The following is a 16,484-nucleotide window of genomic DNA, read 5'->3' as shown; positions in this document are numbered from 1 at the left end:
AATAGGACGAAAACACAGATGAAAAAACAACCGATTAAACGAGTCGTAATTGCCGGTGGTGGCACAGCAGGTTGGATGGCCGCAGCTGCGCTATCTAAACTGTTAGGCAAAAATTTATCTGTTTCATTGGTAGAGTCTGACGACATCCCCACGGTAGGCGTGGGTGAAGCGACAATACCCACCTTACATATTTTTCATCGTTTGCTAGGCATAAATGAACAAGAATTTATGGCAGCTACCAATGCAACATTCAAGTTGGGTATTAAGTTTGAAAACTGGGCTGAAGTGGGCCAAGACTATATCCACTCTTTTGGCTTTCTTGGTCAAGGTTGCTGGGCCGCGGGTTTTCAGCACTTTTGGCTCAAAGGTCAACAAAAAGACATAACCAGCCAAATCGGCGATTACATACCCGAGCACTTAGCGTGCCGGGAAGGTCGGTTTGCCGTGCTTGCCAATCAGGACCAAAACCACGCTTACCACTTGGATGCCGGCTTATACGCCAAGTTTTTACGTAAAATTGCCCAACAACATGGTTGCAACCGTATCGAAGGTAAAATTCAAACGGTGACCTTAAATGATGATTCTGGCCATATTGACTCCCTGACTTTAGCCTCGGGTGAAATTATTGAAGGTGATTTATTTATTGATTGCACGGGTTTTAGGGGCTTATTAATAGAGCAGGCATTGCACACCGGTTTTGAAGATTGGAGTCACTGGTTACCGTGTGACAGTGCCGTAGCAGTACAGACCACCGCAACTGAAAACCCAGTGCCATATACTCGCTCGATAGCCCGAGACGCTGGCTGGCAATGGCGTATACCACTGCAAAACCGTACTGGGAACGGCTTAGTCTTTTGCAGTAAATACATGACTGACGATCAAGCAAAAGAAGCGCTTCTGGCAAACATTGAAGGCGAGACTCTCAACGAACCACGTGTCATCAAATACAAGACTGGCACGCGTCGTAAACATTGGAATAAGAACTGTGTGGCAGTTGGCCTATCATCTGGCTTTATAGAGCCTTTGGAATCCACCGGTATACACCTTTTTCAACGTGCAATAGTACGTCTAATGCTGATGTTCCCAAGCGATGGAATAGAACAAGCCGAAGTGGATGAATTCAACACCCAGAGCCGCGCCGACGTAGATGATATAAAAGATTTTATTATTTTGCACTATCACCAAACTCAGCGTACCGACACCCCATTTTGGCGCTATTGTAAAAATATGGCTGTTCCCGACACGCTTACCCATCGTATGGCGTTGTTTGAAAGCACAGGGAAGGTTTATAAAAAAGCGGAAGAGCTATTCGGCGAAACGTCTTGGATCCAAGTTATGTTAGGTCAAGGCATAACGCCTAAACAATACCACCCCATCGTCGATATGATGGGCGATGAAGAATTACAGCGTTTTCTAGATAACATTAAAAACAACGTAAAGAAAAAAGTAACTAACTGGCCTGATGTAAACGACTTTATTCGCCATTATTGCCAAACGAATATCGCGCGCTAATGCAGTCGCCCTTTACTAAAAACCCTAACAGCACAGTAAAAGTCATGTTAGTAGGAAATGAACAAACACCGGTCATCGTTATTGACGATATGCTATTAACACCTGAAGCGGTCGAAGCTGACGCTTGTGAAAACTCGAATTTTAGCCCAGCAGAAAATGGCTTTTATCCCGGAACACGTTCCGCCCTTCCAAGGGAATACATCATAGACGTGGTCCGAGCGTGTTATCAAAAAATAGCTGAGGTTTATGCGATCCCCCTAGCGTTACAACTCAAACCCCAAGCGGCTTATTATTCGCTGGTTAGTACCCCGGGAGACAAATTGTCTGTTTTACAACGCATACCCCACTATGACGCCACTGAGCCTTATCATTTTGCTCTTTTACATTATATCAATACTGACCAGCATGGTGGCACAGGCTTTTTTAGGGACAACTCGTCAGGCTTTGAACGTATTGGGCAGGATAGAGAGGACACATACTTACAGTCCGCAGAGCACTTTATCAATCATGTGCAGTCACCTGCTGCTGAATATATTACTGACTCAACCAAACAATTCACCCTTCACTCAAGGGTCGATTATAAACCTAACCGTCTTGTAATTTACCCTGGTAATTTACTGCATTCAGGGTTGATTGATGAACGCCATGATGTGAGCGGTAATCCTATCAATGGGCGCCTAACAGCCAATATATTTATCAATTTTACCTAGCGAGCTTAATATATAAGGAACACTCTTTAGAGCAAAAATCTGCCCGCACTTCAAATATTAACTTCTAACAAGATAGGGTAATGATCAGAATAAAAGCGGGTTTCTGGGGTTTTAAGCACCCTTGCCTTCACATACTTAGAAGCAAACGTTGTCCATATTCTGTCTAAACGAAACAACGGAAATGCGGTAGGGAAAGTTGCGCTTACTGTCTGCTCTGTTAACACCTCATTGATCCCTTTAAATGCTTGGGTGAAGAATTGCCATTCGTTGAAATCTCCCCCCACAATTATTGGCGTAGTGGATACCTGCAACTTTTCACGTAAATACTCGTCAAGAAGGGCAAACTGCTTTCGCCGCTCGCTTCTCTTCAAACCTTTGTGGGTATTAATCATCCTCAATGGACCGATATCAGTGTCTAGCACCACTTCTTGTATATTGCGTGGTTGAACACCTTGCTGACTCACATCTAAGGTTTTTTTTGACAGTACAGGAAAGCGGCTCAAAATCCCATTGCCGTACCATCCATTAGATTCTTGGATGGCGGCTGACTCCACAAGATCAGTAAAATGACCTGCGCACAAATCGTTGATGTCCTGCTCAGTCTTGCGTTCCGCAGGCCGGGTATCCATTTCTTGAATCAGCGCAATATCAATGTTCTGCGAAGCTAAAAACAAACCAATACGGTGATAGTTTTGCACCTTATCAACCCCGACACCACTATGAATGTTATATGTCACTATCCTCATATTGCCTTACCCATTCTGCGCTTTCTTAAGTTGATACATTCGCGCCAGCTTTTGCGAAACAAAGATCATCAGAATCCAACACGCTATTCCGCCAACTAAATACCCAATAGCTTGTGGTGTAGGGTCACTAAAAATTTTACCTAAGGAGTCTCCGACTAGACCTTTTGCAATCATAGGTGGGAACATTCCCAGAAAAGTACCTGCTAAGAACTGCATCAATCCAATAGACGAAATCCCAGCAACCAAATTAACGAGACTAAAGGGAGCCACGGGCAATAGTCGAATAACAGCCACCCCAACCACGCCACTGTTTTTAAATTTTTCATCTACTGCTTGAACCTTTGCACCGCCCAATTTACGCAAACCTTTACTGCCCATGATGTGCCCTAAACCAAACATCATTGCCGAGCTGATTAGTGCCCCCATCATACCGTAAATGGGTCCCCATATTGGTCCGTATACAGCCGCCACTGCCAGAGATAATACGGTGACAGGGAAGAACAATAAGCCCGCCACCACATAAACGAGGCAGATAGTTGGGATCACCCACATGGTACCCCGCGTATCTTGTAAAAACTGCTCCAGATTATCTGCCGATAACCAAGGTATCGAATGCGCAGCCCAAAAAACTAAACCTCCCAGAACCAGCACTAACAATGCAGCCATCAAAAATACGATGGTTTTTTGCTTAGGATTCCCCACCCCCACCACTTTGCCATTCGCCATTTGAATCGGAGCTATAAGGGGCTTTTCAGGGTCGGACAGAGAACTAAAAACGGGTTGCCATGCCTTACTAGTAAATTGCGTATCCTCAACTTCTGCTAATTGATAGCGGTGGGGTTGCTGTCCACTTAGCAAATTCCCCAGAGGGTCTGGGGTGTTAAATATTTCTTCTATCTGCTCAATAGAGCGCCCAGTACGCTCAGCCAAAAGATCGTCTCGCACTTTAACAATGTCTTGTTTATTTTGTTCAGTGTCAGCAGCAAAAATTAAGTCAACTTCGGTATCTAAACTCATGGAACGGTTACTGATATTCGATGATCCAATTACTAGATAACGGTCATCAATACTCATCACTTTTGAATGCACGCGCTTTTGTGTGCTATCTCCCAGTTGATTGGTAAGTGTTGAATAGGTCATCTTCACGCGGTTTTTATCAATACCCGCTTCTAAAATACGTTTAAAATCTATTCTACTTGCCCAATACGCCTCACTTTCGAACTTCCCCTTAGGCTCATAGGAACTCACTATTACAACTTGCAGACCCGGATGTGCTTTTAATTGCTTATTCAACGCCTCAGCTATTTCTTGTCGGGTAGTAAATTGATTTTCGATAAAAATAAAACGCTCCGCCTCAGCAATAAGGTCAAGCAGCATACGACGTACCTCTTGCACAGGCTCAACACCATCCATAAAAGGTATGGTACGCGCCAGCGCACAGGGCAAATTTTCCATCGTAGGGGGAAAGTGTTTAGGCCAAGATGGCGGTACTTCCTGTAAGGGGGTAGAGGATGAATCAAACGGTATCGCTTTTTGCTCGCTGATCCTGTCCCAACGCCATCGCACCAATTGGCCAAACGATTCAACAATGGGTCCACTGGTCAGTACTTGTACATCGTGTAAGGGTCCGTGTGGGCCATCTGGACCAACACGATCTGGATGCTCAACAAGGTGCTCTCTGGTATCCCATCGGTTAGTCGAAACATCCATACCGCCAGAAAAGACGATTTCATCATCGATCACTACGACCTTCTGATGTTGACTACCACCCATGGGGATAGTGCTATCTAAGGTTGTTTGTACATTATCAGGTGTTTTGTTATCCCATACTTCTTTCGCCCACATTTCACGTTGGCTAAAAAATGCTAACGACGAATCCCATCTCAATAGATAAATCTTTATATTCTCATGCTGTTCTGCCTTCCATTTTAGTAGATCGCTTATAACTGATGGCGCAGATGCATTTTTTTCTTCATCGCCGCGCAGCAGTCGAATTCGACTATCTATATCCCAGCCGACAATAAAGATACTACGTTGGGCCTTACAAATCGCACTGTGTAGCGCACTATAATAATTTGCCCCATCGATTAAAGGTGTGGCATAGCTCGCTAGGCTTGTTTGCCAACAATTTTCATTTTGTTGAAATAAAGATGAGGCATTATCTTTCATGCTTTGTCCGCCTTTTTTGCTGTTTAACCAATTGTCCTTAACAGGGTTAATTTAAAATATTAGTCATTAATATTTATAAAATTTACATACCATGTGGGTATAAATTTTCGACTCAAAAAAAAACCGTTACCAACGATATATCCCAATAAATACAAGGGCTTTAATTAAATTAACGAGTTGAATTAAACTGTATTAATACATTATTGTCTGTCTCTAGAAGACTACTGAGCAAGATGTAAGCCAGCCGGTCGTAAAGCCAGCAGTACTAAAATAAGTAGAAAAAATATTCAAGTTAACGCGGAATTGAGCGGATTTACGTAAAAATAACCTATACAATAGTCGTCGCAGGTTTCTGCAAACAATTTTATTAAACAAAGTAGAGTAGATTATGAGTAAAGGTACAGTTAAGTGGTTTAATGCAGACAAAGGTTTCGGCTTCATTACTCCAGAAGACGGCGGAAAAGATTTATTTGTTCATCACTCAGAAATTAAAAGCGGTGGTGGATATGCAACTTTGAACGACGGCCAAGAGGTTGAGTTTGAAATTGGACAGAGCCCTAAAGGCCCATGCGCGAACAACGTAGTACCTGTTTAATTACAGACTTACGTTAGTAATCGCCTAAAACGAGCCGCTATGCGGCTCGTTGCTTTTAAGCGATTAAAAAAGTTTACGCTTAAATAGTATGAAAATTATAGTACCGCAATAGCAGCAGCATAATCAGGCTCATCAGCCGTCTCAGATACCTGCTCTGTATAAATAACCTTACCATTCTCATCCAATACAACAACGCAGCGTGACAACAAACCTGTTAACGGTCCATCGACAAACTCCACTCCGTAGTCTGTACCAAACGAACTTCTAAAGCTCGATCCAGTTTCAACATTCTCAATGCCTTCTGCACCACAAAAACGAGCGGCAGCAAAAGGTAGATCAGCCGATACACACAGCACCTTAGTATTTTCTAGCTTACTAGCTTGCTCGTTAAATTTGCGCACTGACATAGCACACGTGCCTGTATCCACAGACGGAAAAATATTTAGTACTAATCGTGACCCTTTATAATCGGCCAATGTGGTCTCAGACAGATCCGTTTTTACTAAGCGAAAATCTACAGCGCTTTCACCCACACTCGGTAACACGCCAACGGTATTAAAAGGATTGCCCTGCAAAGTAACTGTGCTCATATATTCTCCAACTTAGTTAAATTATGCTGATTCTTAAGATAACAAAATGGGGGACGAAAGATAGAAAACAATAGTCAGGTCTTATAATAACTTTATATAGGATGCGTACCATGTCATCGAGAGCTCGATTAATATTATCAGCGTTGATCGCTTTTGGATTTTACTTCACTTGGACTTACTGGGCTAATAGCCTAGTCACAGAGAATTTAGCGGTTATTTTCCGTGCGGCCTTAGTACAGGGTATGCTTAGTGGCAGCATTACAATACTGTTTACATTCGTTCTGGAAAGAGCGGTTAATCGTTTCGGTAAGCACAGTATATCATTGGTATTTTTGGCGCCGATATTGTATTCGGTTTATGCAAAAAAAAAGCAAAATATCGCCATATCTAATACCTTTAATCATGTACTGAATAAGTCTGCGGCAGTAGTGCACTCAACAAGAATCCCAGGAACTATCTTTGCACCACTTATACCCATTGCTATGCAAGGCAGTTTAGCGCTGGGTGTTAACCTGATAAACCAAACACCGAACTTATGGTTAACTATCGTGCCCAGTATCGTATTTAGCGCAATATATGGCTATGGATATACGTTTACGTTGTTAAATAAGCGAGAGATGACTAACTCAGCTAGATAAAATGTTATCTAGCTAAAGTAACAAAACGATAAGGATAAGGATTTTTTTCGTCTGGCCCGTTTGATTCACTGTCTATTTCCTGCCATGAACCATTAGAATAGTCAGGAAAATAAGTATCGCCGGGAGTATCAAGGTCAATAAGGGTCAAATACAGACGATTGGCATGGGTCAGAAAATGCTGATAAACGGTTCCTCCGCCAATCACCATAATCTCTTGCTCATCATCGCTTATTTCTTGCTGGTTCAAATGTAATTTGGCAATCGAGATAGCATCTTCACAACTGTTTACTACCCTAGCCTCTGCTAGTGCATAAGATTTGTCGTTAGTAATAACAATATTCAGCCGACCAGGTAGCACCCTACCAATAGACTCGTATGTTTTACGACCCATAATAATCGGCTTGCCTAAGGTAACACGCTTGAAATGTTTTAAGTCAGCTGGCATATGCCAAGGCATTTGGTTGTCTAAACCTATGACTCGGTTGTTAGCCATTGCAGCAATCAATGCAACTTTTGCCATGTACCTGCTCCTTTGCGCATACCTTAATGCTGCTATTGCTAACAACTATGCATAATTACTGCGGTTAGCTAGGCCATGCCTAACTAACCGATTAATGCATTTATTTTTGGTGGACTATTTTCAGTAGACTATTTTTGGTATACAACTTCGAAGTCATCATCGCCATCGAAATCGTCATCATCGTCGTCGAAGTCATCATCGTCGTCTGCGTAGTTTTCAACTGTCTCTTTATGATAAGTATCCCACTTGAAGCCGACTTCTTCTTCGTCCGATTCATCAACAACGTTAACAGGTAACGTATCGATATAATCCATGACTTTAATACATAATTCTTTAGTATTTTTACCCTGAACAGCAGAAATACTATAGTACTCATCTTCCCAACCCATGGCTTGAGCAATTTCTTTACACAAGTCTTGCGCTTCATCTTCGAACATTAGGTCAGTCTTATTAAACACTAACCAACGCGGTTTAGCGGCTAATTTAGGACTGTACTTTTCAAGTTCACCGACGATTGCCCGAGCATTATCTACTGGATCAGAACCGTCCGCAGGCATCAAATCAATCAAATGCAACAATACACGACAACGCTCAAGGTGTTTAAGGAATTGAATTCCCAGGCCAGCTCCATCTGACGCACCTTCGATCAAACCTGGAATATCCGCAATAACAAAGCTACGCATAGCATCTAGACGAACCACACCCAAATTCGGAACAAGCGTAGTGAAAGGGTAATCCGCCACTTTTGGTTTGGCTGCTGAAACACTGCGTATAAAGGTAGATTTACCCGCATTTGGCATACCAAGTAAACCCACATCTGCAAGTAGCATCAACTCTAGTTTAAGCATACGTACATCGCCAGGGGTACCTAGGGTCTTCTGCCTTGGTGCTCGGTTAGTACTGGTTTTAAAGCGCGCATTACCTAAACCGTGAAAACCACCTTGGGCTGCTTTAAGACGCTGACCATGCTTAGTTAAATCACCTAATAATTCGCCAGTCTCAGTATCCGTAGCGCGTGTGCCCACAGGCACCATCACGTCAAGATCAACACCTCTACGGCCAGTACAATCAGCACTTCTACCATTTTTACCGCGCTCAGCACGATGAAATCTTTCAAAGCGATAATCGATAAGCGTGTTTAAGTTTTCATCCGCAACTAGGTATACGCTGCCACCATCACCGCCATCACCGCCGTCCGGGCCGCCATCTGGAACATATTTTTCTCGGCGAAAACTAACCGTACCGGCTCCGCCATCACCCGCTTCTACGCGGATCTCAGCTTCATCTACAAATTTCATCGTTAACTCAACTTTAAGGTAAAGAGTATAAAGAGTTTATACTACTTCGCTGTTGTTGCGGCATCACACCACAAATCAGCGTGCTTGCCTGACCATTCATACATATGAAGGTAGGCTTTTCAAACAAAAAACCCCGCACAAGCGGGGTCTTTTAAACTATGTAAAGTAGCTAATTACTCAGCAACGATACTTACAAACTTACGGTTTTTAGGACCTTTAACTTCGAATTGAACTTTACCATCAGATAAAGCAAACAAAGTATGATCTTTACCGATACCCATATTGTTACCAGCATGGAAACGAGTTCCACGTTGACGAACAATGATGTTACCAGCTAAAACTGACTCACCGCCGTAACGCTTAACACCTAAACGTTTACTTTCTGAGTCACGACCGTTATTAGTACTACCACCAGCCTTTTTATGTGCCATTAGTTGAAACTCCTATTAAGCGCTTATACCAGTGATTTTCACTTCCGTGAACCACTGACGGTGACCCATTTGGGTACGTGAATGCTTGCGTCGACGAAACTTAACGATCTTAACTTTATCGCCACGACCATGCGTTACGACTTCAGCTGTAATTTTTCCGCCACTAACAAAAGGCGTACCGATCTTAACGTCTTCACCATTGCTCACCATTAAGATTTCACCGAATTCAATTGACTCACCTAGAGCCACTTCGATTTTCTCAAGACGAACGGTTTGGCCTTCAGCCACACGGTGTTGTTTGCCACCACTTTGGAAAACCGCGTACATAATTAACTCCGCTCTGCGCTTATATCATTGCGCTATATATTCAAAAACAGGGCGCGAATTGTACGTGAAGCATCCAGTGGTCGCAAGTACCAAATTCAATTTATTTGCTCAAATATGCAGCAACACCTAATCTACGCGTCTTTGCGAGCAATTGTTAGGTAATGTCTACTGGATACCCTGCGCAATTTCTGTAAAATCGCACGCTAATTAACACCTTACGTTAGAGCTGAAATTTAAGTATGGATTTAGACAACATCCTTTCACTCGCTGAGCCAGATATGCTCGCGGTCAATCAACTGATCCAAAAGCAGGTGAATTCAGATGTCTCTTTGATCAATCAATTAGGCTTTTATATCGTTAACAGTGGCGGGAAACGTTTGCGTCCTCTGTTAACCGTTTTGGCCGCCAGGGCCCTTGCGATTGAAAACGAGCAACATCATACCCTGGCCGCTATTATTGAATTTATTCATACCGCAACCTTGTTACATGACGATGTGGTTGACGAATCCACTATGCGCCGTGGCCGCGAAACAGCCAATGAAGTATTTGGCAACCAAGCTAGCGTATTGGTAGGTGACTTTCTTTACACTCGCTCATTTCAAATGATGGTTACCTTAGATAGCATGCGCGTAATGCAGATATTGTCTGATGCAACAAATGTTATTGCTGAAGGCGAAGTATTACAGTTAATGAATTGCAATGACCCCAATACGACTGAAGAAAGCTACATGGAGGTTATCTATAGTAAGACAGCGCGCTTGTTTGAAGCAGCGACGTTATTGTCTGCGGTGCTCACTAAGCAAAGTGTGAGCATCGAAAACGCCATGCAAGACTACGGTAAATACTTAGGTACAGCGTTTCAGTTGGTCGACGACATTATGGATTATGCGTCTGACAGCGAAGAAATGGGTAAAAACATGGGTGATGATTTAGCTGAAGGTAAACCTACATTGCCACTTTTATATGCTATGTGGAACGGCAATGCCCAGCAAGCAGCGTTGATAAAAGAAGCCATCGAGCTAAGTAATGGTATGGACAACCTCGCCGCCATTTTACATGCCATCGAAGAAACAGGCGCGTTGACTTATACCAAACAACAAGCCTTAAATGCATCTCAGCAAGCTATCGATGCATTAGCGCCTATACAAGATTCTGAGTATAAACGCGCGTTAATTGGTCTAGCGCATATATCAGTAGAACGTGTGGCTTAATAAATAAGCTCTGTGTCGCTATTAATAACTTCGCTAGGTAAAATTCTAAAAGCTGACCTAGCCATTCTGACATGCTCCTCATAAAACGACCTCACCAAGATCAAAAACGTTATTGGTGCTTTCCCGAAGATGTTTTAAAAACCGAATTAGCGAGTTCTATTAGACGCGCTTTTGGTGTGTTATCAACCGCTCCATTTTTAGCTGCACTGAAGCTAAAGAAGATGCAAACGAAGAATCTGGTGCTGAAAAAAATATCAAGAACAGGTTCCCGTTTACACGAGCGGGCCGCTCATCCCCCGTACCTATTATTTCAATAATAGTCAGAATAGATTATGAGCGAACAAGAAAAACGTAAGATAACGACAGAACAATCCCATGTTATTTCGTTTTTTTGAACCACATAACCACTTTTTTCATTGCTAAAGACAGACTATTATGGTCTGTAAACTTAAATGTACGTACAAAATAAACAGTTTATTGTAACCAGATATGGTTTGATTTATATTCCCCGCAGTTCAGCTCACTACTGGACTCAAAATAAAAATCGCAATAAGCGATTTGTATATAATATTTACCAGGGAATAATACATGTTTACTAAAACTGAATTGGCGAAGTCTATACGACTCGCTATATCACTCGGTGCGCTTTCAGCTGCATCGATATCAAGCCTTACATTCGCTCAAGATGCCCAAAAAGCTGAATCTGAAGCGTTGGAAAAAATATCAGTAACTGGCTCTCGTATTGCAAGAAGCGAGCTTTCATCACCAGCCCCAGTGATTTCACTAAGCTCAGAAGAGATTGCGCGTTTTGGCACTCCTGATTTAGGTAGTATTTTAGCTGAAATCCCAGCTATTGCGGCAGGTTCAAGCTTAATCGGTAATAACAACAGTAACGAAGATGCAGGTTTAAGCGCCCCAGATTTACGTTCATTAGGTCGCGATCGTACACTGACGTTGGTAAACGGTATTCGTCACGTAGCGGGTGCACCTGGTTCTTCTGCGATTGATACTGGCGCAATCCCATCGGCCTTGATCGACAAAGTTGAAATTATCACTGGTGGTGCTTCAGCTATTTATGGTTCTGATGCAGTATCAGGTGTTATCAACATCATTTTAAAAGATGACTTCGACGGTTTTGAATTCAATGCTGGTGTTGCTGATAGCACAGAGGGTGTTGGTACTAAAAGCCATAACTTTAATGTTCTAGTTGGTTCAACCTCTGACGATGGCAAAGGAAATGTCACATTTTTTGCTGGTAAGTCAGACATTCGTGAAGTCTTGTTAACTGACCTTCAGCAACATGATTACGCCGGAACCATTATCAATCCAGATGATACCGGTGAAGATGACGGCATTGCTGATAAGTTTCGAGTACCGTTCGTTGGTTCAGAAATGATTAATGACTTTGGCGTAATAAATCCATTCGGTGGCGGCCCTCGAATTACCTTTTCACCTGACGGCGTAGGCATGGATCAGGTCGAGCGTATTGAAACCAATAGCTTTGCATTTGGAAATTTTGACCAAGCGTACGATACGGTTTTCTTTCCAGATAATTACGAAAACTATACACCTTCTCAAGAAACGCTCACGTTAGCGTCTACCTTCCGTTACGATTTCAATGATAATGTGCGCATGTATGGTGATGTTAAATATGTCGATAAAGATATTCGTCAACAATTTCAGCCAGCCTTCGATTTTGGTGGCTTGAATATCAACGTCACTGAAAACCCTTTCTTAGATGCGACAACTAAACAGCGTCTCATCGACGGTGGTCAGGATGGTAACGTGTCATTTTCTCGCTTCTTTGGCGATTTAGGTAACCGTTCTGCGGCAAATGATCGTGAGTTATTCCGCGTAGTTGTCGGTTTTGAAGGTGGCTTTGAACTGGGCGAAACTATTTTCGATTATGACGTTTATTACACACACGGCGAAACTAAAAACACCCGCCGTACATTAAATGATGTCATTGAAGGTAATCTTGCAGCAGCATTAGATGCCGTCATCGACCCTGAAACTGGCTTAGCTGCGTGTCGCAGCCAAGTCGCCAGTGCTCAAGGCGAAGACTATACCGACCCAGCAACCGTCAATAGTGATAACTGCGTTGCCTTTAACCCATTTGGTTCAGGGAATTTCAGTGCTGAAGCAGCTAACTATGTATCTGGCGATGTAACACGTGAAGATGAAATTAAGCAAGATGTTTACGGTGCATCAGTATCCTTCGATACAGGTGAATTCCTTGAACTGCCAGGCGGTGCAATCGGCATAGCGGTTGGTTACGAATATCGTGAAGAATCATCAAGCACGATCACCGATGAGTTTACTAAAGCAGGCTTCTATTCTTCCGCTGCTACGCCAGACGCGTTTGGTGGCTTTGACGTAGAAGAGTACTTCATTGAAATTAGTGCACCATTAATCAGTGATAAGTTCTTAATTAAAGAACTAACATTAGACGCAGCATATCGTACAGCTGATTATTCACATGCGGGTAACGCTGACGCTTGGCAAGTAGGCTTAGGTTGGGCACCGATTGAAGATTTACGCTTTCGTGCAACCGTCAGTGAAGCGGTACGTGCACCAAACGTAACTGAAGCTTTCAGTCCGGTATCTCCCGGCTTTTCTCGTGTTACCGATCCATGTGATGCGGACAACATAAACGAAGATCCAGATAGAGTTGCTAACTGTGCTGCATTAGGCATTCCTGCAGACTTTCAAGCCAACGACAACGTTAGTGTTGATACCCTTTCTGGTGGTAACACTGAATTGTTCTCAGAGACTGCTGAGTCTCAAACTATTGGTTTTGTATGGACTCCAGCATTTATTGAGAACTTCTCAATGACGGTTGATTATTACAACATCGAAATTTCTGACGCTATTAATTTGGTTGATGCACAGGATGTTGCCGATAACTGTGTTGATGCAACTGGCGGCCCAGATGCAAATTTCTGTTCTCAAGTTGACCGTGACTCAACGACTAATGATATAGCGCTAGTGCGTTCAGGCTATATCAATGCTGCAGGTTTCAACACTGATGGCATTGAAGCAAACATTCGCTACAGAACGGACTTAAGCCAATTTGATTTACCAGGTGAAGTAAGAATCAATATTTCCGCTACTAAGCTACTTAGCCTAGAAGAGCTGGAATTCCAAACTCGTCCAGATGAAGTTAACGTAGAAGACGGCGAGACTGGAGATCCAAGCTTACAATGGAGCACATCAATCGACTATCGTATAGACGATCTGAACGTTAACTGGAGCTCTCGTTTCATTGATAAGAGCGCTTTGTTTGATGTATCACCAGGTGGCGGTTCACCAGAAGATGCATCACCTAACTTCATTGATTCAGTATGGACTCATGATCTGTCAGCGGTATATTACCTAAATGACAACGTCAGTTTCTCTGCTGGTATCCGTAATGTATTCAACGAAGTTCCTTCAGGAAATACATTCGATGCACTATATGACCTAATCGGTCGTCGTGCCAATGCAGGTGTTAAAGTTAGCTTCTAAGTTTTAGCTAACTCTGTGCATCACCTTCGTCCCTGCGGGGGTGATGCATTTTTAATAAATTAATTTAGTCTTTCGAAATACTCACGCGACCATTAACGGTTGATATTGAAACCTTACCTTGCCCTTCTCCCATACTCGTCGCCAACCAACTACTGGGGCCGTATTTATCTTTCTTAACCTGATCTGAGGTTAGTCGATTGATTATTTTGCCCCCCGCATGGGCGCGTATATCAAATAGAGCAGAGACCTGTTGGGTGAAATTTAAGTTTATTTCACCGCCCACTGTCGTGGCTTTTACCTCTCCGCCTTTTGCTAAGTTTAAATCAACACTTAATTCGCCATTTACGGTTTCCAAATTAGCGTACTTCACGGTCTTCATTGCTAACGTAACGTCTCCATTAACGGTAGTGACACGTACTTCTTGACTACTAGACTGTACATTGACATCACCGTTAACCGTTTCGTATTTATCTTCGCGCCCTTTTGTGCTGCGTGAGTGAATATCTCCATTAACGGTTTCAATGGCTACATCACCTTGTAAGTCATCTGCGTTTATATCGCCATTTACAGATTCTAGCCGTAATCGACCGGCAAGGTCCTGGGCATCAATATCGCCATTAACCGTTTCAACACTGACTCCTCCGGTAATATTATTTAACCACACATCAGCGTTAACGGCGGTGTAGTTTAAGCGGCTTTGCCGTGGCACAAAGATAGTAAGCACATCTTCATCATCTTGCCCCCACCCTCCTCGTATTCCATTTTTAACTTTTATCTTGATGGTGACCTCATTACCCTGACGTTCAAAAATAAAGCGTTCTGTTCGATCTCCAAGAGTACCTTTTACGTGTACTTGTGACTTGTCCCAGCCTTTTATCTCAGCCTTACCATTTACATGTTCAATTTCAACATATCCTTCAGGGTTAGCATCTAAGGTGCGATCCACTCTCTCACCCGCTAAGACGTTTACGCTAGTGAACATGCTCACACCGACTAAAAGTGCGCTCAGCATTAATACTTTCATCTTCATACTCCCATACACTCCTGCTAGGCCTGCGACCATTTAGGTGAATGCACTCGTTCAATTAAATTAATTTGTTGCTGATGTACGCTTTGTAGCATTTTCAACAAAGCCATATTATTTGGTTCGTTTTCCAGTGCCTTTTTGATTGCAACAGCCGCACTGTCGAGTTCAGCTAACTGCTGTTGCCAATTTTGAGTCAATGCAGTTTGGCCCTGATACTGAACTAACAAGGCACTTTTTTGTTCTTCGTGTTGCGCACTTAGGGCAGCAACCAACTCATCACCGGTAATCATCTGCTCACTGGGCACTAAACTTTTCCAGCTCACTAAGGCGATAACCGCAATTGCTGCTGCGAGTATTACCAACTTACTCACCTCACGAGTATGATTATTTTTACTGGGCTGGGCAGTGCCATTTAAATAATGCACGTTACGGGCTTCATCGTGTTGCTTAACCAGCGCTAACTCAATACCCGGCCATAAATCTCGCTCGGGTTGCTTGTGCTCATCTAACGTGGCGAGCTGCTCTTGCAACAACTGCTCAAAATCTTGTTTATGCATACCCCATCCACTCCTCTAACAACTTCTTTGCCCGATGGAATTGAGCCTTACTTGACCCCACTGCCATATTTGTCATTTGGGCAATATCTTCATGGCGATAGCCTTCAATCGCGTGCAACACAAAGACAATCCGTGCTCTTTCAGGTAACCGTGTAACGTATTTTTCGATATCGACTTCACCGGCAGAGGGTTCTGCAATATGGTTTGCAGCACTTGAGTCCTCAATATTAAACATGCGTTGCACCCAGCCCCGTTGTTTACGAATATAAGAAATCGTAATATTCGAAGTTACTGTATGCAGCCAAGTCGAAAATTTACTCTGCTCCGAGTAATCACCAATTTTCCGCCATAGCTGTATAAACACCTCTTGAGCAGCATCCTCAGCCAAAGAACGGTCAGCGGTGAGCCTATAGCACAGCGCATAAACCTGCCCAATATATTGGTGATACAGTTGATGATAGGCCTGTCGATTTCCATTTTTTACCGCTAGCAGTAGCTGCCGTTCTTCATCAGTGGCAAACTTATGCTTGGCGGCAACGACATTTGAATACTCAGTCAATCTTCTTTCTTCATTGGCTAGGTTATTAAGTGAGTCGCAGACTAACCCACAAAGGTTTAAAGCAGCAAAAAAAGGTTATCGATTTGA

General features: G+C 43.0%; 16 protein-coding genes. 6 read left to right on the top strand and 10 right to left on the bottom strand.

Translation table 11 applies throughout. The annotated features are described in order from the left end of the window. The first annotated feature begins 18 nt into the window (after positions 1–18). Positions 19–1,512: a tryptophan halogenase family protein gene (locus tag GQS54_RS01345; RefSeq protein WP_166422202.1), complete on the top strand. Its 1,494-nt coding sequence runs from the start codon at positions 19–21 to the stop codon at positions 1,510–1,512. After that, a complete protein-coding gene (locus GQS54_RS01340; RefSeq protein WP_166422201.1) occupies positions 1,512–2,222 on the top strand; it encodes a DUF6445 family protein in 711 nt (236 codons plus the stop codon). Before GQS54_RS01345 ends, GQS54_RS01340 begins: the two co-directional genes overlap by 1 nt. A gap of 50 nt (positions 2,223–2,272) precedes the next feature. Here the strand turns inward: GQS54_RS01340 and GQS54_RS01335 are convergent, their stop codons facing one another. Together GQS54_RS01335 and GQS54_RS01330 are read right to left on the bottom strand one after the other, a co-directional pair. Continuing rightward, positions 2,273–2,968, bottom strand: a complete 696-nt coding sequence (locus GQS54_RS01335) for an endonuclease/exonuclease/phosphatase family protein (RefSeq protein ID WP_166422200.1) — start codon at positions 2,966–2,968, stop codon at positions 2,273–2,275. A gap of 6 nt (positions 2,969–2,974) precedes the next feature. Continuing rightward, positions 2,975–5,137 (bottom strand): VTT domain-containing protein, encoded by a 2,163-nt coding sequence (locus GQS54_RS01330; protein WP_166422199.1) that lies wholly within the window; start codon positions 5,135–5,137, stop codon positions 2,975–2,977. 388 nt (positions 5,138–5,525) lie between these two features. Here GQS54_RS01330 and GQS54_RS01325 point away from each other — a divergent pair, with 388 nt between their 5' ends. Then, entirely contained in the window at positions 5,526–5,732 is a 207-nt protein-coding gene (locus GQS54_RS01325) for a cold-shock protein (protein ID WP_158768632.1), read from the top strand. A 95-nt stretch (positions 5,733–5,827) separates the two neighbouring features. Here GQS54_RS01325 and tpx read toward each other — a convergent pair whose 3' ends face one another. After that, entirely contained in the window at positions 5,828–6,322 is a 495-nt protein-coding gene (gene tpx, locus GQS54_RS01320) for a thiol peroxidase (protein WP_166422198.1), read from the bottom strand. Positions 6,323–6,432: 110 nt separating this feature from the next. On the opposite strand from tpx, the gene GQS54_RS01315 reads away from it, so the two are divergent. Continuing rightward, on the top strand, positions 6,433–6,960 hold the full coding sequence (locus GQS54_RS01315; RefSeq protein WP_166422197.1) for a hypothetical protein: 528 nt from the start codon (positions 6,433–6,435) through the stop codon (positions 6,958–6,960). A 4-nt stretch (positions 6,961–6,964) separates the two neighbouring features. Here GQS54_RS01315 and folA read toward each other — a convergent pair whose 3' ends face one another. The 4 genes from folA to rplU form a co-directional block, all read right to left on the bottom strand. After that, on the bottom strand, positions 6,965–7,480 hold the full coding sequence (folA, locus tag GQS54_RS01310) for a type 3 dihydrofolate reductase (protein ID WP_166422196.1): 516 nt from the start codon (positions 7,478–7,480) through the stop codon (positions 6,965–6,967). Positions 7,481–7,608: 128 nt separating this feature from the next. Further along, entirely contained in the window at positions 7,609–8,778 is a 1,170-nt protein-coding gene (cgtA, locus tag GQS54_RS01305; protein WP_166422195.1) for an Obg family GTPase CgtA, read from the bottom strand. A 173-nt stretch (positions 8,779–8,951) separates the two neighbouring features. Continuing rightward, positions 8,952–9,209 (bottom strand): 50S ribosomal protein L27, encoded by a 258-nt coding sequence (rpmA, locus tag GQS54_RS01300; RefSeq protein ID WP_006990966.1) that lies wholly within the window; start codon positions 9,207–9,209, stop codon positions 8,952–8,954. Positions 9,210–9,224: 15 nt separating this feature from the next. After that, complete coding sequence (rplU, locus tag GQS54_RS01295) at positions 9,225–9,536, bottom strand: 50S ribosomal protein L21 (RefSeq protein ID WP_158768628.1); 312 nt, start codon at positions 9,534–9,536, stop codon at positions 9,225–9,227. Positions 9,537–9,775: 239 nt separating this feature from the next. On the opposite strand from rplU, the gene ispB reads away from it, so the two are divergent. Further along, entirely contained in the window at positions 9,776–10,747 is a 972-nt protein-coding gene (gene ispB, locus GQS54_RS01290) for an octaprenyl diphosphate synthase (RefSeq protein ID WP_166422194.1), read from the top strand. Positions 10,748–11,335: 588 nt separating this feature from the next. Continuing rightward, entirely contained in the window at positions 11,336–14,254 is a 2,919-nt protein-coding gene (locus GQS54_RS01285; RefSeq protein ID WP_166422193.1) for a TonB-dependent receptor, read from the top strand. Between the two features lie 64 nt (positions 14,255–14,318). Here GQS54_RS01285 and GQS54_RS01280 read toward each other — a convergent pair whose 3' ends face one another. Genes GQS54_RS01280 through GQS54_RS01270 form a run of 3 tightly spaced genes read right to left on the bottom strand, consistent with a single transcriptional unit; the run spans position 14,319 to position 16,397 of the window. Next, positions 14,319–15,278, bottom strand: a complete 960-nt coding sequence (locus tag GQS54_RS01280) for a DUF4097 family beta strand repeat-containing protein (RefSeq protein ID WP_166422192.1) — start codon at positions 15,276–15,278, stop codon at positions 14,319–14,321. A 23-nt stretch (positions 15,279–15,301) separates the two neighbouring features. Continuing rightward, positions 15,302–15,838 (bottom strand): hypothetical protein, encoded by a 537-nt coding sequence (locus GQS54_RS01275; RefSeq protein ID WP_166422191.1) that lies wholly within the window; start codon positions 15,836–15,838, stop codon positions 15,302–15,304. Next, positions 15,831–16,397 carry an RNA polymerase sigma factor gene (locus GQS54_RS01270; RefSeq protein WP_166422190.1) on the bottom strand — a complete coding sequence of 189 codons (567 nt, stop codon included), beginning with the start codon at positions 16,395–16,397 and terminating at the stop codon, positions 15,831–15,833. Before GQS54_RS01270 ends, GQS54_RS01275 begins: the two co-directional genes overlap by 8 nt. Positions 16,398–16,484: the final 87 nt, after the last annotated feature.

It is taken from the genome of Paraglaciecola sp. 20A4 (assembly GCF_011378905.1).
Taxonomy (GTDB): Bacteria; Pseudomonadota; Gammaproteobacteria; order Enterobacterales; family Alteromonadaceae; genus Paraglaciecola.
Note: the sequence above shows the minus strand (reverse complement) of the source record. Positions and strands in the feature narration are given on the sequence as shown.

Bases quoted from the DNA above. Each gene is read 5' to 3' on its own strand.
- rpmA (WP_006990966.1), bottom strand. From the start codon at position 9,209: ATGGCACATAAAAAGGCTGGTGGTAGTACTAATAACGGTCGTGACTCA.
- rplU (WP_158768628.1), bottom strand. From the start codon at position 9,536: ATGTACGCGGTTTTCCAAAGTGGTGGCAAACAACACCGTGTGGCTGAA.
- folA (WP_166422196.1), bottom strand. From the start codon at position 7,480: ATGGCAAAAGTTGCATTGATTGCTGCAATGGCTAACAACCGAGTCATA.
- GQS54_RS01280 (WP_166422192.1), bottom strand. From the start codon at position 15,278: ATGAAAGTATTAATGCTGAGCGCACTTTTAGTCGGTGTGAGCATGTTC.
- ispB (WP_166422194.1), top strand. From the start codon at position 9,776: ATGGATTTAGACAACATCCTTTCACTCGCTGAGCCAGATATGCTCGCG.
- GQS54_RS01330 (WP_166422199.1), bottom strand. From the start codon at position 5,137: ATGAAAGATAATGCCTCATCTTTATTTCAACAAAATGAAAATTGTTGG.
- GQS54_RS01315 (WP_166422197.1), top strand. From the start codon at position 6,433: ATGTCATCGAGAGCTCGATTAATATTATCAGCGTTGATCGCTTTTGGA.
- GQS54_RS01285 (WP_166422193.1), top strand. From the start codon at position 11,336: ATGTTTACTAAAACTGAATTGGCGAAGTCTATACGACTCGCTATATCA.
- tpx (WP_166422198.1), bottom strand. From the start codon at position 6,322: ATGAGCACAGTTACTTTGCAGGGCAATCCTTTTAATACCGTTGGCGTG.
- GQS54_RS01340 (WP_166422201.1), top strand. From the start codon at position 1,512: ATGCAGTCGCCCTTTACTAAAAACCCTAACAGCACAGTAAAAGTCATG.
- GQS54_RS01275 (WP_166422191.1), bottom strand. From the start codon at position 15,838: ATGCATAAACAAGATTTTGAGCAGTTGTTGCAAGAGCAGCTCGCCACG.
- GQS54_RS01335 (WP_166422200.1), bottom strand. From the start codon at position 2,968: ATGAGGATAGTGACATATAACATTCATAGTGGTGTCGGGGTTGATAAG.
- GQS54_RS01345 (WP_166422202.1), top strand. From the start codon at position 19: ATGAAAAAACAACCGATTAAACGAGTCGTAATTGCCGGTGGTGGCACA.
- GQS54_RS01325 (WP_158768632.1), top strand. From the start codon at position 5,526: ATGAGTAAAGGTACAGTTAAGTGGTTTAATGCAGACAAAGGTTTCGGC.
- cgtA (WP_166422195.1), bottom strand. From the start codon at position 8,778: ATGAAATTTGTAGATGAAGCTGAGATCCGCGTAGAAGCGGGTGATGGC.